The sequence below is a fragment of the Tolypothrix sp. FACHB-123 genome, assembly GCF_014697075.1.
In the GTDB taxonomy this organism is placed as follows: domain Bacteria; phylum Cyanobacteriota; class Cyanobacteriia; order Cyanobacteriales; family Nostocaceae; genus Aulosira.
Window position 1 is genome coordinate 57,989 of sequence record NZ_JACJRE010000016.1, and the last position, 16,855, is coordinate 74,843.

Below are 16,855 nucleotides of genomic sequence, written 5' to 3' on the forward strand. Positions count from 1 at the left end.
TTGTTGTAAATCTCAACTAAGTTTTGACTTTGATACCCATCTGTTTCAAAATAGACCTGCAAAGTGGACTATTAGTATCGAGAAAGCCATTAATTGCGGTAAAGTGGTTTTTATCTGGTTGTGGTAAGTATTCACCTTTGAGTCCCTTAGCCTTCCATGTAGCTAGAAAATCTTGTGACTGACGGTGGAATTCGTTTGTTTCTTCTCCACCGTAAGTTAAAATTAGGGAGCCAGCTGTTTCAGGAATATGTCGAATCGGGCTGTTGCGGAGAACTTCACCCCAAGTTAGTTGTAGTTTTGGCTGTAGCCAAGTATAAGGAAAAGGCATCAAGTCAAACAAACCACTAATAGCACAGCCACCTTTAATCAGGTTCTCCGGTAATCCGTAATCATTTTTCCAGTCTGTAGCCATGAGCATAGCAGTAAGATGAGCGCCTGCTGAGTGACCAGATACATAAATGCGATGAGGATCGCCACCAAAGCTTCCAGCATTATTGTAAATCCAGGCGATCGCCGCACGGTTTTGGCGAACAATTTCGTCAATCGTCACTTTCGGACATAGGGCATAGTTGATAACTATAACTGTGACATCTGCTGCAACCATACCTTTCGCTACAAAGCTAAACTCTTTGCTACTTAGCATAATCCAGTAGCCACCGTGAATAAAGACAAGAATTGGAGCACCAGGATAGGCGGCTGGGAAAATATCTAAGTGTTCAGCTAGGGTTGGGCCAAAAGGAATACTGAGATGGCAAGGAAATTCTTCACGCACCTCAAGACTACTCGTAGCATAAAAATTGATATATGAGGTTATATCAATACCCAATTCAGCAGCATTATACTCAGCATCAAGTTCAGCTTGTGTTCTAAAATTACCGTATAGCATAGATATTCTCTGTAATCAGCATTGCACATAGGATTATTTACTATGTATCCAAAATCCAGATAGAAAATTTGGCTGCAAGTAGTAATTTTACTGATTTTAAATACTACACTTAAGCATTGTTAATAAAATTATACGTATTATATGAATTAAAACCTCCAAGCTATAGCAAAGGTTTTTACCTAAGATATTTAATTATAGTAACGGATATAATCCTTTTTGTGTAAATTTAAACTCATATAAGCAGGATGATTTGGAAATATAAAGGTGTCTCAGCAATGGAAAGTAGACACCTAGGCTAGATGTGAATCAGATTTGTTCCTGGGTAGATAATTTCATACACCTAAAATAGTTACATATCTGATTGCACCTAGTTTAAAAAGGTTTAAATTTTACTCCACAAGAGCTAAACTTAACATCTCAGAAGGTAAATGTCTTTCATTTTCATTTACCAGAGAGGATTCTAATTTTTCAGAAAGTTGAACTTTGAAGAATTCTAACAATGGTATTACATGCACATCTTCTAACCATTCGGCTGCCAAATCCTCAATAACGTGATGTTCTTGAATTAAAGTATTTCCACAAAAACGTCTAATAATAGGATGGATGAAAGCACTTTTCTCCGCATTTATAGCATCGTTTTTGTGAACTCGCTGAACTGCGAAAGGGTCAGGATTTTTGCCTACTTCATAACCAAATTCCAAGGAGATAGTGTAGTAGTGCTTACACTTACCAAACTCACTATCATGGATATAATCTTTGGGCAGTTCCTGATAATACCTTGCTGATTTACCCGGCTCTGAGATAACTATTATGTCACAGAGAAAACCTGTTTGCTGCCATAGTCCAGAACTTGTATTAACTCGCTGAAAAATTGCCTCTGTCAAGGATTGGGGTGTAGGACTAAGTAATTGATAGGGTAATTCTTGATTATGATACTTGTAATTTAATATTTTTTGCAGTGAACGGATATTGTAGCGAAATCCATGAATAAAGCCAGATTGCTTTTTCTTGAAATCTCGCATATGACTAAGCACGCCGATGAAATACAAACCTTTGATATTAATTGATTCCCATTCACTAGTTTGTGCAGGAAATCTGTTGTTGATAGCTAGTTCAGGTTTACATGACTCATCAAAAATTGAATCATCAAAACGAAAGCCAGTACATACAATAACGCGATCGTAAACTATCTCTTCTTCTTCTCCATTAGCGTGTGTATAGGAAAAAGATACAATGAATCTACCTTGATGGCGCTCTATTTTAGTAATTTGTGCATCTAGAACCGCATTCTGAGATTTTAGCTGGTATGTATCGAGGAAATTATTATTAACTGCTCGTAGATGTCCGACATATTTGGTCTTCCATGCCATAGATATAGGAGTTTGGCTGGCTATATGAATCATAGCTGCTGTATCTATGAGATTATCAGCAGTTTCAAATCCAGAATTACCCTTACCGATTATTAATACTTTTTGATTAATGAAGTTTTCTGGATTTATACTGACATCAACATAATTTTCTGCCAATTCAATGCCAGAAATTTGTGGAATATATGGTTTGGAAAGTCCAGTAGCAATTATGAGGCGTGATGCAGAATAAATGTTATTGCTGCGGTCGATGACTATAAATTTATTATCTTTTTTGATCTGGATAACTTGGCAATCATATTTAACTTTGAGATTAAAGTAAGTAGCAAAATCACTCAGATATTTTACGAGATCGTTTGCATTAGGAAAATACTGTCTGCTGTAATTCTTGAACAGCATAGCTTCACTATCATTTAACAGAGAGTTCCAATCCCATCTCAGATTAATTTCTGTGTCCTCGTAACCTGTATAAACTTTATTAATTGAAATTAATTTGCCGTGTCGAGGAAACTTTTGAAAAGAACTTCCGGGAGAATCTCCTGCTTCTAAGATTAAATAGTTGCGATTGGCTTTTTCTAAAAAATAACCTAGCTGTAAACCAGCAGGGCCAGCACCAATTATTAAATAATCCAGATCCGAATTTGCGTTCATTTTAGTAATCCCTATTAATAGATAGAGACAGATTGCGATAGCCCATAAGTTATAGACCAATATTTTGATGATTAAATGAAAAATAGGAATTATTATTGATTAAGTTGCGGGTTACTAAATTCATCTCTCCTACTTAGTTAACCCGCAATATAGAAAGTATAGCCCTATTTTAACCGTAGTTAAAAGATTTAGTCTGAAAACATCGCACTCAATAAGATGCAAAATATTTAGATTGTGGTTTGCAAGAGTGCTTCAGACTTGTGTATTTTTGGGAAAGGTTGCGCAAAACTATGATTGTCTGCATAATCCATGAGTTCTTTAACGCAATCAGTAAAACTGTCAAATACACGGTTAACTATCTCTAATGCTTTTGATGTTTGCTGTTCTGTGAGTTGGATATTTTTGAGGAAATTGTCTGTATCTTCATAACTTTGTCCTCCTTGAACGTGACCTGTTTCTACACCTAAATGGTAAGCACTCAAGTAACGATAATGCTTTTTGGTTAATTGCTCTAAATCGTTACCAAGTTTTGCGAGGGCTGATAATGCAACTGTTCCTGTTACTTCTATTGACTCAATAATTGCCAATTTCAAAAGCGGATCAGTTTGAGATAAGGATAAAGCAAATAAATCGTAACATAAATGTCTGGTTCTCTTTGTCTCATCACCCCAGAGAAATCGCAAGGTTTCTGTAAACCGCATTGATAGATCAATATTTAATCTTTCTATATCTGTTAAATACCAAGCCCAATGTTGACCATCTTCATAAGTATGTGTATTGATCATCTCTTGAATAGGATCGGTAGTTGGTTCTTGCCGCAATGCATATGCATTCAAATCTTTAAAATTCATTGCAAATGGAGCAAAACAAGGTGCCCAAGCTACTCTTTCTAGTGGATCTATGCTCTCATCTTTTAAGTACTCAAATAACCGTAATTTAGCAAACTCTTCTTTTCTTTTTTGAATCAAATCTAAAACTTCTTTCATCTGAAAATACCTCAGCATCTGCATTAAATTACACTTTTAGAATTGCTGACAATTTTGTCAAAAATTGCTACTGCATACCTAACTATGACAACAAACTATAAAATTAGCGATCGCTCGCTTTGAAAACTTACTTTTACTACAAAAATCTAGTCAAAATAGAATAATTCTGTTGAATTTTGTTCTAGAAAATGAACCAATTTATCTAGAACAAAAACAGATATTCTTTATAGCTCATTAGACCTAAGTTATTGAGAAAACACAATCTGTCTCTCCTGAATTAATTAGATCTACAAATGCACCTTGATTGCTATGATGTTCAGTCAAATATCTTCCATGACTACATAGCTATTAAGTAATTTATATTGGAAAAATTTTTGGCAACAATTAACTTTAACTACTAGCTTGACAATAGTTTGTAAATACTATTTACTTCTACTGTTATTGCTATGTAGTATTAATAATTTGAATTTCCAAAAATCAATTTGTAAAAATATTGTTTAATTTTTTATTGAAAAAAGTATCCGTAATTCTTTGTAACTGTTTAAAATAATTACACATTCAAAATACATTGTATTAAATAACACAATAATGGGAAAGTGCTCATGCTTTGTCTGTTTTAAGCTACAAAGCTATATATTCCGATGTGAAATTAAGCCTATGTTATAAATTTTGCTAATGAACACGCAATTTTATGTGTTGCTATCTACATCAATATAAAGTTTTAGTTATTTTAAATAAAATTTATATAAATTAATTCAATAGGATAATGTTATAAAAATAACTTTTATACTTAAAGACTAATACTGAAATGTCAAGTAAACATGACATTTGATTATATAAAGTGTGTTTTTTATCAGTAATTTTATGTATTTTCTTAATTTCTGCGTTAGTTTTTCTTATAATGGCGCTGTTATAGCATGATTGACTTAGTTACAGGTATATAGAACTTACGCAAGTATCAAATCAATCAAAATTTTTTCTTACTTCCTAAAGGGTAGCCTGCGCAGGCTAAATTATATGCATCTTCATCTTGAATTGGTTTGATGCTATAAACCTTTTTCAAACAATACCCATACTTTGATAGCATTTTGGAAATGTTAATTATTGTGTATTGAGAGATAAATAAGCAGCTATGACAAAGGGATCTTATATTTTTCTGGCTGGAGCCAGTCGTGGTGTTGGGCGAGAAATTGCTAACTACTTAGCAGCACAACAGCTAAAAATCAAAGTACTGCTAAGAAAACCAGATGCTGCTGCTGATTTAGAAGCATTGGGTATTCAGGTGGTTTTTGGCGATGCGATGAATGTCAGCGATGTAGAACGTGCAATACTGACAGATGAACTCATCGATACAGTAATCAGTACTATAGGTGGGTTACCTGATGAGACTAACAGGGCTGATTATCCTGGGAATAAAAATTTGATTGATGCAGCAGTCAAAGCTGGGGTAAAAAAGTTTATTCTCGTAACTTCTATTGGTACAGGTAATAGTGTTGGTGCTTTGTCGCCGCAAGCTTTAGCCGCGTTGCAAAATGTTTTGATTGAAAAAGACAAGGCTGAACAACACTTAATTAATAGCGGACTTACCTACACTATCATCCGTCCAGGGGGTCTAAAATCTGAACCTGCAACGGGTAATGCAGTTTTAACTGAAGACATTCGGATTGTTGGTAGCATCCATCGCGCAGATGTGGCACAGTTAGTTGTTCGCGCTCTCAATTCTGAGCGTGCTAATAATAAAGTATTATCAGCAGTTGATAAAAATCAGTTGTTTGGGCAAACGGATTTTGTGGAATTTAATTTAGATTAATGTTGGTGGTTGACTGTTGACTGTTGACTGTTGACTGTTGACTGTGCCGCACTGAAGCTCTGTCGAAGTGTTGAGTGAGGGGAGAGATTGTCTGGAATTAATCTAGACTACTCCCCGGAAATTTGTACAAATAATGTACGTTGACGCGGCCCATCTAATTCAAAAAATAATATTGATTGCCAAGTTCCTAATGCTAACTTGCCATCGACAATGGGAATAATTTCACTAGTACTGAGCATCATTGCCATTAAATGAGAGTGTGCATTCATCGGTTCGTCTTCTGGAACAATCCTTAAATGCAAGTCATTATGTAAATATTTCTCTGATTCTGGCGCTAATTTGCGCAAAAATACTTTGATGTCTTCTAACAGGCGTTCTTCATTTTCATTGATAGCTAAAGCGGTTGTTGTATGTCGCGAAAATATTAAAGCTTGTCCATTTTGAATTGATGTGGAGTTAATTAAATCCTGAATTTGAGGCGTGATGTTATAAATATTAATTCCCTGTTCAGTTTTAATTTCTATGAGCTGATTAATAATTGTCATATTTTCAATTACGACCCCAATATTGTTTGTAAACCTTGAACTAATCTTTGTATACCTATTTTGACTGTCTCTTTTTGTAGCGCACCGTAAGCAACTCGCAGATAACATCCATCTTCCATACCAAAAGTTGTACCGGGAATAACTGCTACTTGATGTTCTTGGATGAGTCTTTTGACTAACTCAAAAGCATTCATGTTGGTATGAACTTTGAGAAAAAAATAGAAAGCGCCATCAGCAGGGGTAATGGTACACAAGCCTTGGAGGCGATTGAGAGATTCAAGTACTAATTGTCGCACTTGAGAGATCGCCCCAATATGTTCTGTGAAATATTCCTCTGTGGCTTGTAATGCGCCTAATGCCGCATACTGAGAAATTACAGGCGGACAAATCAAAATTGTATCTTGGACTTTTTTGATGGAGTCAAGCAGGTGTTGGGGTATTACCATATAACCGATACGCCAGCTAGCAAAACCGTAGGCTTTAGACAGGCTGTAAAGAGAAATCGTGTAGTCACTACTACCAGTAAAAGCCCCAGGCGATAGGTGTTTTACACCGTTATAGGTAAAGTATTCATAGGCTTCATCGCTAATATGATAAATGCCGCGAGTGCCTTCGGCACACCTTCGGTGAACGCCACATAATTGATTAACTTCGCGCAATGCGGCTTCTGGATATACCACCCCTGTAGGATTATTCGGTGAAATTGTGACTACAGCGCGAGTTTTGGGTGTGATTGCTTGGGCGATCGCATCTGGACGCAGTTGGTAGTTTTCATCTGTATCTACTAATACTGCACGACAACCAGCCATTGCGATCGCCATTTCATGATTGAAATAATAAGGCTTATTGAGGATAATTTCGTCGCCTGGGTTAGTAATTGCCAAAATAGCGTTCGTAAACGCCATATTGCTTCCCGCTGTCACAACTACGCAATTTTCTGCATTAATTTCAATTCTATTAAAAGCTTGTAACTTGGCTGTTAATGCCTCTAGTAATTGCGGAATTCCCTCAACAGCTTTGTATAAATTGTTAGTAGGTTCTGAAAGAAATTTGGCTAAAAAGTCTACAGATGATTGCGGTGGATTGTAGGAAACAACACCTTGCCCTAAAGAAATAGTTCCGGGGGTGTTTTTAATTAATTCCCCAACTACGGGAATAATCGGCGATTGTACCGCCTGCATACGAGATATTAGGGATTTCATATGAAATTTTTACGCTGATAGGGGCGGAGGAAACCGAATATCGGCATGAAATTGCTCAACATTAGCACTGCGATGAATCGGTAACACATATTCTAAATTTTCATGGGGACGGGGAATAATATGATGGGAAAGCAGCTCACCCCCATTAACTCGCCCTACTGCTGCTAACCCTGCAACTACAGCCACATTTATCTCACCCACTTCCCCACGAATCAGTACGGTAATTCTTCCTAAATCAGTATTTTCATACCCTACCAGAGTGACGCGGGCAGCTTTGCACATAGCATCCCCAGCTTCCACTGCTGCGGGGATGCCATAAACTTCAATCATTCCCAGTGCCAGTGTCACGTCGCTTTGCTCCGAATTCAAAATTCAGTTTTTCATCTTCTACTGGTATTATCTATTAATTTTGTTGAGTTTCATATATCTATAGATAGCTGCGATATTACGAGCATCATCTATACCGCGATGGTGTCTACCTTGTAATTCCAGTCCTAGATATTCTAGTGCCTGTGCCATCCCAAATTTTTTAGATACACCCAAATATTCAGAAAATTTTTCTTTAATATTTATATGCTCTGAACTAAAGGGATAAGGAATTTTATGATATTTACAATCTTGCATAAATTGATTTTTATCATAGTTTCCCCAAGAACAAAAAACATGATTAGGAAATAAATTCATCCATGTTTTCAAACTTTCAATTGCTTCTGTGAATTTGGGCGCTTGGGCAATATCTTGTTGTTGAATGCTAGTTAATGTTGTACAAAAAATTGTTAATTGTGGATGTCTCACAGGCTGGATGAATTGTTGAAATTCTGAATCAATTTCCCATGTGGTGCGATTGAGCATGACTGCACCAATTTCAATAATTTCCATTTCATACCTGGGAACTGAGCCTGCATCACAACATGTAGCTTCTAAATCTATGATGAGATAATAATGGTGAGTTTTAGTTGTCATATTAATAAGTAAATATATGTAATTTATTGAACTGCGTCATCAAAGAAGTAACGCAGTTGTATTCATAATATTTCACTATGTAATACATATATTACATAGATAATTTGTGAAGTCAATAGTCTGTGGGGATTGAGGGGAAAGGCTTGAGCCAGCCAAGTTGCATTGCAGTATCGATCGCCTTAGCTGCGATCGCAAACCACAAAACACTCTCACCAGCTAATATAAGATAAGGTAATACCGTAGCCAGAGAATTCCAGCCAGCTTCTATTTGACTCAAGCCTCGTACCAAACCAAAAGCAAGTACACCACCAGATTTGAGATGGGGATTGTTATCCTTGCGGATAATATAGCGGTAGGTAGCGCCAAACAAAAAACCAGAGAATGAAGCGATCGCCCCACTCAGCGCAAAGTCTAAATTCAGCGGCTGAATTGCTAAATTTACAAGTGTCGGAAAATACCTGACTAGCACTAGGGTATTGACAAGACTAGTGATGATAAACGCGATAAATAGGGAAAAAGCACCAATAATTCCCACTTTTAGCGATTCTATCCGTTCTAACATTAACTGAGGCTCGAAAATTCTCTTCACAATATTGCAACGCCAACGAGGGGAAAGGAAGGAGGACAAGAGGTAGGAGGCGGAGAGCAGGGAGCAGGGAGCAGGGAGCAGGGGGAAAATAAAACTGGAGAAGACGTGGTGACGCGGAAAAATCAATAATTCTCAATGCCCAATGCCCCATGCCCAATGCCCAATGCCCAATGCCCCCTTTCCCAGTATGATAAATATTAGAAACGTTTTGTAATTATTTTAAAAGTGGGACTATGGCAATTTTGACACTGGGTTGGGTATCACTCTTAGTCGTGTTTACTTGGTCTATTGCAATGGTAGTTTGGGGACGTAACGGATTATAGAGGCATCGTGGAAAATCCAGTCCTAAGTATTTTGGCATTGCTAGCCGTACTGCTGCTAGTCGTAGTGACTGGGGGTGTTGGTTATTTAACCTTGGCAGATTGGCGCGATCGCCGTCGTCAAGAAAATGAAAAACGCGAAACCAAAAGCACCACTCCCAAGCGACGGTGATTTCCCGCTTTTCTTTGATCAATAATCCTTCTTTAGGGACGCGATGCGATCGTCGTCCCTATCTTGTTTTAGTGATTACACAGTAAAAATGTTACTAATTTTTGTAATATTTATTACTTTATTAGTTAAAATTATAAATTTATTGGAAAATTTGTTACTTAAGATAGATATCTGGGAATATCTGTTACATTGAACGCAATTCAGGGAATTCTGAAATAGAAGACTTTCAATATTTAAAGTCCTATTCGGCATGGAAAACTCCTCAACCCTGGCATCAACACAACCGAATTCAGAGCTAAAAGAATATCAAAGCGATCGTTCTTTGCATCAAGGTGATAAGTATAAAGCTCTCTCTAAAGTTATTGCCCGAATTCGCGCGTCTTTAGATATAGATACTATATTCAAAACTACAGTTACGGAAGTCCGCCAACTTTTAAATAACGATCGAGTTGGGGTATTTCGTTTTTACCCAGAGTTGGGATGGGAAGGAGAATTTATTTATGAAGATGTAGGTAATGAATGGAACTCAGCCCTAAAAGCTAAACTCCAAGATCATTGCTTTGCTGAAGAATTTGTGGAACTTTATCAGCAAGGCAGTATTAATGTTATAGCTGATATTTATCAAGCTAGTATTAGTAATTGCCACATCAAAATACTAGAAAAATTTCAAGTAAGAGCAAACATTGCCGCCCCCCTAATGAAAGGTAAACATTTATGGGGATTACTTTGCATTCATCAGTGTAGTGAACCTAGGCAATGGCAAGCATCAGAAGTTGAATTTGTCCAACTCATCGCTGAACATTTAAGTGTGGCATTACAGCAAGCAGATTATCTAGAACAGGCGAAAATACAATCTGCACAATTAGAAAAAGTTAAAGCCAGAGCCAAGGTAGCAGAATGGCAGAAAACCATAGCCATAACTGTAGAAAAAATTCGTCAGTTTCTTGATTTAGAAAGCATTTTTCGTGCTAGTACTGAAGAACTAAGAAAACTTTTAAATACCGATCGTGTTGCTATTTACCGTTTCTACCCAGATTGGAGTGGTGAATTTGTGTTTGAATCGGTAGCAACAGGTTGGAGTTCCTTAATAGAAGAACAAGCGCAACGTCCGGAATTAGGTGAAAATGTTAGCGAATGTAGCGTCAAAGATTTAGCAGAAACACCAGTAGTAGATACATATTTACAAGACACAGAAGGTGGGCGTTTTACTAGAGGTGAAGTATACCGTATTTGTAATGATATCTACAATGCTGGCTTTAGCGAATGCTACTTGAAAGTTTTAGAAAGCTATCAGGCAAAAGCTTATGTTATTATTGCTATTTATCACGGTCAAAAGCTTTGGGGTTTGCTAGCTGTCTACCAAAACGACAATCGGCGTGATTGGCAAGAAGATGAAGTTTACCTACTCACCCAAGTTAGTACTCAACTAGGTGTAGCATTACAGCAAGTAGAATTTTTACAACAATTGCAAACTCAAGCAGCAGAACTGACTAAAGCTGCTGAAAGACAAAGGGCGTTAGCGAATACTGTAGAGAAAATTCGTCAATCTTTAGATATTGACACCATCTTTCAAGCTACTACTCAAGAAGTGCGACGCCTTCTAGAAGTAGAAAGAGTTTCCATTTATCGTTTCCACCCTGACTGGAGTGGTGATTTTGTGGCTGATTCCATTGCTGATGATGCCATACCAATTGTGAGATCACAACTAGCGATCGCTCATAATCTTTTACCAAGAACACCAGCAAACAAACATCCGCGTCATGAGGTTTTTGTACCCATTTCTCAAGGAGAAAAACTGTGGGGATTATTAGTAGCTTATCAAAACTCTCACGCCCGTTATTGGCAAGATGAAGAGATAAACTTACTAGCACAAGTCGGCGTGCAATTAGGAGTAGCAATACAACAAGCAGAAACTTTAAAACAAGTACAGTTACAAGCACAGCAACTTGCACAAGCCGCAGAAAGAGAACGGGAAGCTGCGGAACGAGAACGCAAAGCTACCGAAAGGGAAAAAACATTAGCGGCGACAGTAGAAAAAATTCGCCAATCCCTCGATCTTCAGACAATATTTACTACCAGTACCCAAGAAGTCCGACGGCTGTTAGAAGTTGAGCGAGCCACAATTTACCGCTTCCGTCTTAATAAGACTGTAGAATTTGTTGCTGAATCATTAGCCCAAGATTGGTCACCTAACCGGGAAGTTGTACCTTTAATTGTTCAGGATTACTGGCAACAAACTCAAGCAAGAGACTATGCTAACAGCAAAATTATCATTATTAATGATATTTATAACACTGAAGATTATACCAGTCAGATTGCTCTGTTAAAACCAATTGTAGCTAGAGCGTATATGATTGTACCAATTTTTCAAGGTGAGAAACTCTGGGGATTGTTAGCAGCATATCAAAATACTAAACCCCGCAACTGGCAAGAACATGAAATTGATTTACTCATACATATTGGTAATCAATTAGGGGTAGGACTCCAGCAAGCAGAATTACTGGAAAAAACTCAGCGCCAAAAAGAAGAACTCAAGCAGACTCTGCAAGAATTACAGCAAACTCAAAGTCAATTAATTCAAAGTGAAAAAATGGCAGGGTTAGGACAGTTAGTAGCTGGTGTAGCCCATGAAATTAACAATCCCATTAATTTCATCTATGGCAATATTACTCATGTATCTGAGTATGCTGAAGACTTACTAAAATTGCTGCATGTTTATCAAAAAAATTATCCTAACCCAAAAGCAGAAGTTCAAAAGCAAATAACAGCACTAGATTTAAATTTTCTGGCTCAAGACTTACCAAAAATCCTCAATTCCATGACAGTTGGAGCAGAACGCATCAGCGAATTAGTACTTTCATTACGGACTTTTTCCCGTTTAGATGAAGCAGATATGAAACCAGTCAATATCCATGAAGGTATTGATAGCACTTTATTAATTCTCGAACATCGTTTGAAGCCTCAAGCTAATTTTCCTGCTATTGAGGTAGTAAAACAATACAGAAAATTACCTTTGGTAGAATGCTATGCTGCTCAGATAAATCAGGTTTTTATGAATGTGATTAGCAATGCCATTGATGCTTTAGAAGATGCAATCATCAAAGATAAAAACTTGCAAAATCCGCAAATTCATATCTGTACAGAAGTGATAGAGGAAAACTCTATTTTGATTAACATTGATGATAATGGTTGTGGCATTCCAGAGAACGTGCGATCGCGGATTTTTGACCCCTTCTTTACCACCAAAGAACCGGGTAAAGGTACTGGTTTAGGGCTATATATTAGTTATCAGATTGTTGTTGAAAAACATAATGGAACAATCAAATGTATTTCCGAACCTGGGAAAGGTTCTCAGTTTCAGATCCAAATACCGATAAAATGTGCGGTAAATTAGCAGATTTTGGCTGTGCGATCGCCTTGAGAGTAATCCTAGTTGAAAAGGGCGATCGCTTTTTTTAACGAACCGCAGAGGCGTAGAGAACATAGTAACCGAGGGAGATCTTGAAGAAATTCACAAACAGCTTGTAAAGCATTACCGTGAATTTTGGGACTATAGTACTCCTAACCCTGCTATTCCCTCACAAGCTTTTACTTTGCCAGACAATAATTCGGATGACCGGTTGAATTACCAAACGCTAGACCCATATTTTGTAGGTGCTAATCAACCATAAATAAAATCACAACTATCACTAGCTATTTCCAATAGTTCAACTCTTGAGAATGATAATAAGGGTTGTACTCTAGATTCACAAACTAATTCGCTAAAAAATATATTACAAAATCTTTGGGATGAACTTTGGATTGACTTAGATAGATCCAAATATTAAATTTCAAGAAAACTAGCTCTCTTCATTAAAAAAACTTGTCTCAGAAGCATCACACCCCCAAGACAAGCCAACTCTCTAAATATTTCTTTCCTTCGCGCCCTTCGCGCCTACCCTGGGGGAACGCCTCTGGCGAACGCGGTTCGTTAAAGCTGCTTCACTTCCGAAACCAACTTCGACACCATATCCTTCGCGCTACCAAATAACATCGTGGTTTTATCTTTGTAGAACAACTCATTATCTACACCGGCAAAACCTGTGCTCATCCCGCGCTTAATCACAATTGTCTGCTTCGCCCGATCTACTTCCAAAATTGGCATTCCATAAATTGGGCTATTAACATCAGTACGCGCCGCAGGATTGACTACATCATTAGCCCCAATTACTAAAGCTACATCTGCTTGTTCAAATTGGGGATTAATATCATCCATGTCATACAACTGGGTATAAGCCACATTCGCCTCAGCCAGCAACACGTTCATGTGTCCTGGCATTCTCCCAGCTACAGGGTGAATGGCATATTTAACATCAACACCCATGCGTTCTAGTTGATCTGCCAACTCGCGGACGCTATGTTGAGCTTGAGCAACTGCCATACCGTAACCAGGCACAATTACCACAGAACGGGCATAACCCAACATCATTGCCCCTTCTTCAGGATCGATGCTGCGAACAGTTTGATCAATTGCACCACCAGCAGCTGCACCAGCAGCCGCACCGCCTGTACCAAAAGCACTGAACAGTACGCTGAACAGAGAACGATTCATCGCTTTACACATAATTTCGGTGAGGATCAGCCCTGATGCTCCCACCAACGCCCCAGCGATGATTAACATATTGTTCATCACCACGAAACCTGCGGCGGATGCTGCTACACCAGATAAGGAGTTCAACAGCGAAATTACCACAGGCATATCGCCCCCACCAATGGGGATGACGAACATGACACCCAATATTAGAGAAACAGCAACTACAGCTAAGAATATAGGTAGGCTATCTGGTGTGACGATTAAGTAGGCACTACCGATTATATAAGCACCCAGCAGTAAAAGGTTAAATGGTTGCTGGAAAGGAAATGTAATCGGGGAACCGCTAATTAAACCTTGCAATTTGGCAAAGGCGAGAAAACTACCTGTGAAGGTAACACCACCGATTAACACATCCAACAGCATGGAAATGTTGACATCAAGAGGTATAGATGAGCCAGAATCCAATAAGCGCCAGAATTCGGCAACAGCGACTAATGCAGAAGCTGCACCACCCAAACCGTTGAGTAAACCCACCATTTGGGGCATTTCTGTCATTTGGACTTTGTAAGCTGCGATCGCACCAATGCCTGAACCAATCGCCAAACCTAACAAAATCATCTCGTAGTTCAACACATGTTGATCCAACATTGTGGCGACAATCGCCAACAACATCCCCACGGCTGCTACAACATTACCGTTCCTAGCTGTTGCAGGTGAACCTAACTTTTTTAAACCGAGAATAAATAAGGATGCAGCGACTAAATACGTTAACTGAATCCCAGTTGGTAGAAAATCGCTCACGCCTTAATCTCCTTTTTCTTAAACATTTGCAACATTCTGTCTGTAACTAGGAAGCCACCCACAACGTTGACTGTCGCTAGTATTACGGCAATTAAACCAAGAATCACTGCCACACTTGTTTCTCTAGCACCAGAAGCTACAATCGCCCCCAGTACAGCAATGCCAGAAATCGCGTTTGATCCCGACATTAAGGGAGTGTGTAAGGTAGGTGGCACTTTGTTGATGACTTCAAAGCCGATAAAAGATGCCAAAACAAATACAAACAAAGCAGCAAGTAATGCCTCTGACATGAAATAAAAACTCCTTGTTTAATTGGGCATTGGGCATTGGGCATGGGGCATTGGGCATTGGTATTTCTCCTAGTCTCCTAGTCCCTAGTCCCTAGTCCCTAACCTCTAACTTTCAAAGCTGCTAATGCTTCAGTTACTCGTTGATTGCGAATTTCACCTGCATGGGCGACGCAAGCGGCTTCAACGATGTCATCAGAAAAATCCACATTCAAAGCTTTTTCTTTATTAATCAGCAATTGCATCAGCGATGTCAGGTTCTTGGCATACAATTGGCTGGCGTGAACTGGCATTGATGATGGCAGATTAATCGGCCCGATGATCGTGATACCGTTCCATACAATGTCTTTACCGGGATCGGTGCAGGCACAGTTACCACCTTGTTCGGCGGCTAAGTCTACAATTACTGAACCTGGTTTCATCTGTTTCACCATTTCTTCGGTGACTAACAGTGGGGCTTTTTTCCCTGGAACTTGGGCGGTGGTAATCACCACATCAGCGTTTTTGACGTGTTCAGTAACAACTTCTTGAGTGCGTTGTTTGCTAGCTTCAGAGATTTCTTTGGCGTAGCCACCAGCTGCTACGGTTTCTTCTTCGAGTTTAACTTCGACGAATTTTGCCCCTAAGCTTTGCACTTCTTCTTTAACGGCGGGACGGATATCAAAGGCTTCTACCACTGCTCCCAAGCGTCTAGCGGTGGCGATCGCTTGCAATCCTGCTACACCTGCCCCCATGATAAATACTTTCGCAGGGGCGATCGTGCCTGCGGCTGTGGTAAGCATGGGGAAATATTTCGGCAATGCAGCGGCGGCAATCAATACGGATTTGTAACCGGCTAGGGATGCTTGCGAGGATAATGCATCCATGCTTTGCGCCCTGGTAGTTCGGGGGATCAATTCCATGCTCAAGGCTGTAACTTGGCGATTTGCCAGTTTTTCCACTACCGCCGGATTTCCTAAAGGATTGAGGAAGCTAATTAATACAGAACCCGCTTTCAGAAAATCAATTTCCGAGCGTCCATCTTCACGTTCTTGTGGGGGGCTAACTTTCAATAAAATATCAGCTTCGCCCCATAACGTAGCGGGATCGGCAATAATTTTCGCCCCTGCTGCTTCATAGGCAGAATCGCTAAAAAACGATCGCTCTCCCGCACCTGTTTCTACCCAAACTTCTAAACCTTGTTTTACCAATTTGGCAACAATGTCAGGAATTAATGCTACACGACGCTCACCAACTTCGATTTCCTTGGCTACTGCTATTCTCATGAAATCTCCTGGAGATAAATACCTAATCTCTGCAAACTATCTGCGAATTCTGTAATTTCTATGCTGATTGATTCCCTGCTCTCATGCCGCATCGGCTGGTCATCTCAGCCATTGCTTGCCTGTGTAGATTGAACCTTGACCCTTTGTTGTATCACTTGCTGGTTCCTAGGCCAAGTCTCAGTTTTTTACTCACAGATGTTAACAATTTGAGATAATTTCAATAGGCTTACATACGCACATCCTATGTTGATTCCCAAACTTTGCATCTGTGTCTTCAGCTTATTTTAGGGATTGAAAAATTTTGTATTCCTCTATGACATATTGCAATATGTATCCACTTAAAAAAAACTTGATTTTGCCCAAAGTAAATTTTGATGATAACTACTTGGATTCACGCTTGTTTTTATCAATCTAGCCCAAGTTAACAGGCGATCGCTG

Annotated in this window: 15 protein-coding genes; 4 read left to right on the plus strand and 11 right to left on the minus strand. The window is 38.8% G+C overall.

Annotated features, from left to right (window positions below; genetic code table 11):
- Positions 1 to 16 precede the first annotated feature (16 nt).
- The 3 genes from H6G41_RS13095 to H6G41_RS13105 all read right to left on the minus strand — a co-directional run bounded on the left by H6G41_RS13095 (position 17) and on the right by H6G41_RS13105 (position 3,890).
- Positions 17 to 886 carry an alpha/beta hydrolase gene (locus tag H6G41_RS13095; RefSeq protein WP_190746619.1) on the minus strand — a complete coding sequence of 290 codons (870 nt, stop codon included), beginning with the start codon at positions 884 to 886 and terminating at the stop codon, positions 17 to 19.
- A 389-nt stretch (positions 887 to 1,275) separates the two neighbouring features.
- A complete protein-coding gene (locus tag H6G41_RS13100; RefSeq protein WP_190746620.1) occupies positions 1,276 to 2,904 on the minus strand; it encodes an NAD(P)-binding domain-containing protein in 1,629 nt (542 codons plus the stop codon).
- 227 nt (positions 2,905 to 3,131) lie between these two features.
- Positions 3,132 to 3,890, minus strand: coding sequence for a hypothetical protein (locus tag H6G41_RS13105; protein WP_190746621.1), 759 nt, complete (start codon positions 3,888 to 3,890; stop codon positions 3,132 to 3,134).
- A gap of 1,132 nt (positions 3,891 to 5,022) precedes the next feature.
- Here H6G41_RS13105 and H6G41_RS13110 point away from each other — a divergent pair.
- Complete coding sequence (locus H6G41_RS13110; RefSeq protein WP_190746622.1) at positions 5,023 to 5,700, plus strand: SDR family oxidoreductase; 678 nt, start codon at positions 5,023 to 5,025, stop codon at positions 5,698 to 5,700.
- Between the two features lie 107 nt (positions 5,701 to 5,807).
- Here the strand turns inward: H6G41_RS13110 and H6G41_RS13115 are convergent, their stop codons facing one another.
- From H6G41_RS13115 to H6G41_RS13135, 5 genes are all read right to left on the minus strand, one after another.
- Entirely contained in the window at positions 5,808 to 6,245 is a 438-nt protein-coding gene (locus H6G41_RS13115; protein ID WP_190746623.1) for a secondary thiamine-phosphate synthase enzyme YjbQ, read from the minus strand.
- Between the two features lie 8 nt (positions 6,246 to 6,253).
- Positions 6,254 to 7,447, minus strand: coding sequence for a pyridoxal phosphate-dependent aminotransferase (locus tag H6G41_RS13120; RefSeq protein WP_190746624.1), 1,194 nt, complete (start codon positions 7,445 to 7,447; stop codon positions 6,254 to 6,256).
- Positions 7,448 to 7,456: 9 nt separating this feature from the next.
- Complete coding sequence (locus H6G41_RS13125; RefSeq protein ID WP_190746625.1) at positions 7,457 to 7,795, minus strand: carbon dioxide-concentrating mechanism protein CcmK; 339 nt, start codon at positions 7,793 to 7,795, stop codon at positions 7,457 to 7,459.
- Positions 7,796 to 7,843: 48 nt separating this feature from the next.
- Positions 7,844 to 8,410: a 3'-5' exonuclease gene (locus H6G41_RS13130; RefSeq protein ID WP_190746626.1), complete on the minus strand. Its 567-nt coding sequence runs from the start codon at positions 8,408 to 8,410 to the stop codon at positions 7,844 to 7,846.
- Between the two features lie 112 nt (positions 8,411 to 8,522).
- The gene (locus H6G41_RS13135) at positions 8,523 to 8,972 is read right to left on the minus strand and encodes a hypothetical protein (protein ID WP_190746678.1); all 450 of its coding nucleotides are present in this window, start codon (positions 8,970 to 8,972) and stop codon (positions 8,523 to 8,525) included.
- A 260-nt stretch (positions 8,973 to 9,232) separates the two neighbouring features.
- Here H6G41_RS13135 and petN point away from each other — a divergent pair, with 260 nt between their 5' ends.
- The 3 genes from petN (at position 9,233) to H6G41_RS13150 (ending at position 12,885) form a co-directional block, all read left to right on the plus strand.
- Positions 9,233 to 9,322, plus strand: a complete 90-nt coding sequence (gene petN, locus H6G41_RS13140) for a cytochrome b6-f complex subunit PetN (protein ID WP_010998401.1) — start codon at positions 9,233 to 9,235, stop codon at positions 9,320 to 9,322.
- 7 nt (positions 9,323 to 9,329) lie between these two features.
- Positions 9,330 to 9,491: a hypothetical protein gene (locus H6G41_RS13145; protein ID WP_190746627.1), complete on the plus strand. Its 162-nt coding sequence runs from the start codon at positions 9,330 to 9,332 to the stop codon at positions 9,489 to 9,491.
- Between the two features lie 250 nt (positions 9,492 to 9,741).
- Positions 9,742 to 12,885, plus strand: coding sequence for a GAF domain-containing protein (locus tag H6G41_RS13150; RefSeq protein ID WP_190746628.1), 3,144 nt, complete (start codon positions 9,742 to 9,744; stop codon positions 12,883 to 12,885).
- Between the two features lie 576 nt (positions 12,886 to 13,461).
- Here H6G41_RS13150 and H6G41_RS13155 read toward each other — a convergent pair.
- The 3 genes from H6G41_RS13155 to H6G41_RS13165 form a co-directional block, all read right to left on the minus strand.
- On the minus strand, positions 13,462 to 14,865 hold the full coding sequence (locus H6G41_RS13155) for an NAD(P)(+) transhydrogenase (Re/Si-specific) subunit beta (protein WP_190746629.1): 1,404 nt from the start codon (positions 14,863 to 14,865) through the stop codon (positions 13,462 to 13,464).
- Entirely contained in the window at positions 14,862 to 15,155 is a 294-nt protein-coding gene (locus tag H6G41_RS13160; RefSeq protein WP_190617124.1) for an NAD(P) transhydrogenase subunit alpha, read from the minus strand. Before H6G41_RS13160 ends, H6G41_RS13155 begins: the two co-directional genes overlap by 4 nt.
- 98 nt (positions 15,156 to 15,253) lie before the next feature.
- Positions 15,254 to 16,417 carry a Re/Si-specific NAD(P)(+) transhydrogenase subunit alpha gene (locus H6G41_RS13165; RefSeq protein WP_190746630.1) on the minus strand — a complete coding sequence of 388 codons (1,164 nt, stop codon included), beginning with the start codon at positions 16,415 to 16,417 and terminating at the stop codon, positions 15,254 to 15,256.
- Positions 16,418 to 16,855 lie beyond the last annotated feature (438 nt).

Excerpts from the sequence above, each read along its gene's own strand:
- H6G41_RS13095 (WP_190746619.1), bottom strand. The coding sequence starts at position 886 with ATGCTATACGGTAATTTTAGAACACAAGCTGAACTTGATGCTGAGTAT.
- H6G41_RS13100 (WP_190746620.1), bottom strand. The coding sequence starts at position 2,904 with ATGAACGCAAATTCGGATCTGGATTATTTAATAATTGGTGCTGGCCCT.
- H6G41_RS13105 (WP_190746621.1), bottom strand. The coding sequence starts at position 3,890 with ATGAAAGAAGTTTTAGATTTGATTCAAAAAAGAAAAGAAGAGTTTGCT.
- H6G41_RS13110 (WP_190746622.1), top strand. The coding sequence starts at position 5,023 with ATGACAAAGGGATCTTATATTTTTCTGGCTGGAGCCAGTCGTGGTGTT.
- H6G41_RS13115 (WP_190746623.1), bottom strand. The coding sequence starts at position 6,245 with ATGACAATTATTAATCAGCTCATAGAAATTAAAACTGAACAGGGAATT.
- H6G41_RS13120 (WP_190746624.1), bottom strand. The coding sequence starts at position 7,447 with ATGAAATCCCTAATATCTCGTATGCAGGCGGTACAATCGCCGATTATT.
- H6G41_RS13130 (WP_190746626.1), bottom strand. The coding sequence starts at position 8,410 with ATGACAACTAAAACTCACCATTATTATCTCATCATAGATTTAGAAGCT.
- H6G41_RS13135 (WP_190746678.1), bottom strand. The coding sequence starts at position 8,972 with ATGTTAGAACGGATAGAATCGCTAAAAGTGGGAATTATTGGTGCTTTT.
- petN (WP_010998401.1), top strand. The coding sequence starts at position 9,233 with ATGGCAATTTTGACACTGGGTTGGGTATCACTCTTAGTCGTGTTTACT.
- H6G41_RS13150 (WP_190746628.1), top strand. The coding sequence starts at position 9,742 with ATGGAAAACTCCTCAACCCTGGCATCAACACAACCGAATTCAGAGCTA.
- H6G41_RS13160 (WP_190617124.1), bottom strand. The coding sequence starts at position 15,155 with ATGTCAGAGGCATTACTTGCTGCTTTGTTTGTATTTGTTTTGGCATCT.
- H6G41_RS13165 (WP_190746630.1), bottom strand. The coding sequence starts at position 16,417 with ATGAGAATAGCAGTAGCCAAGGAAATCGAAGTTGGTGAGCGTCGTGTA.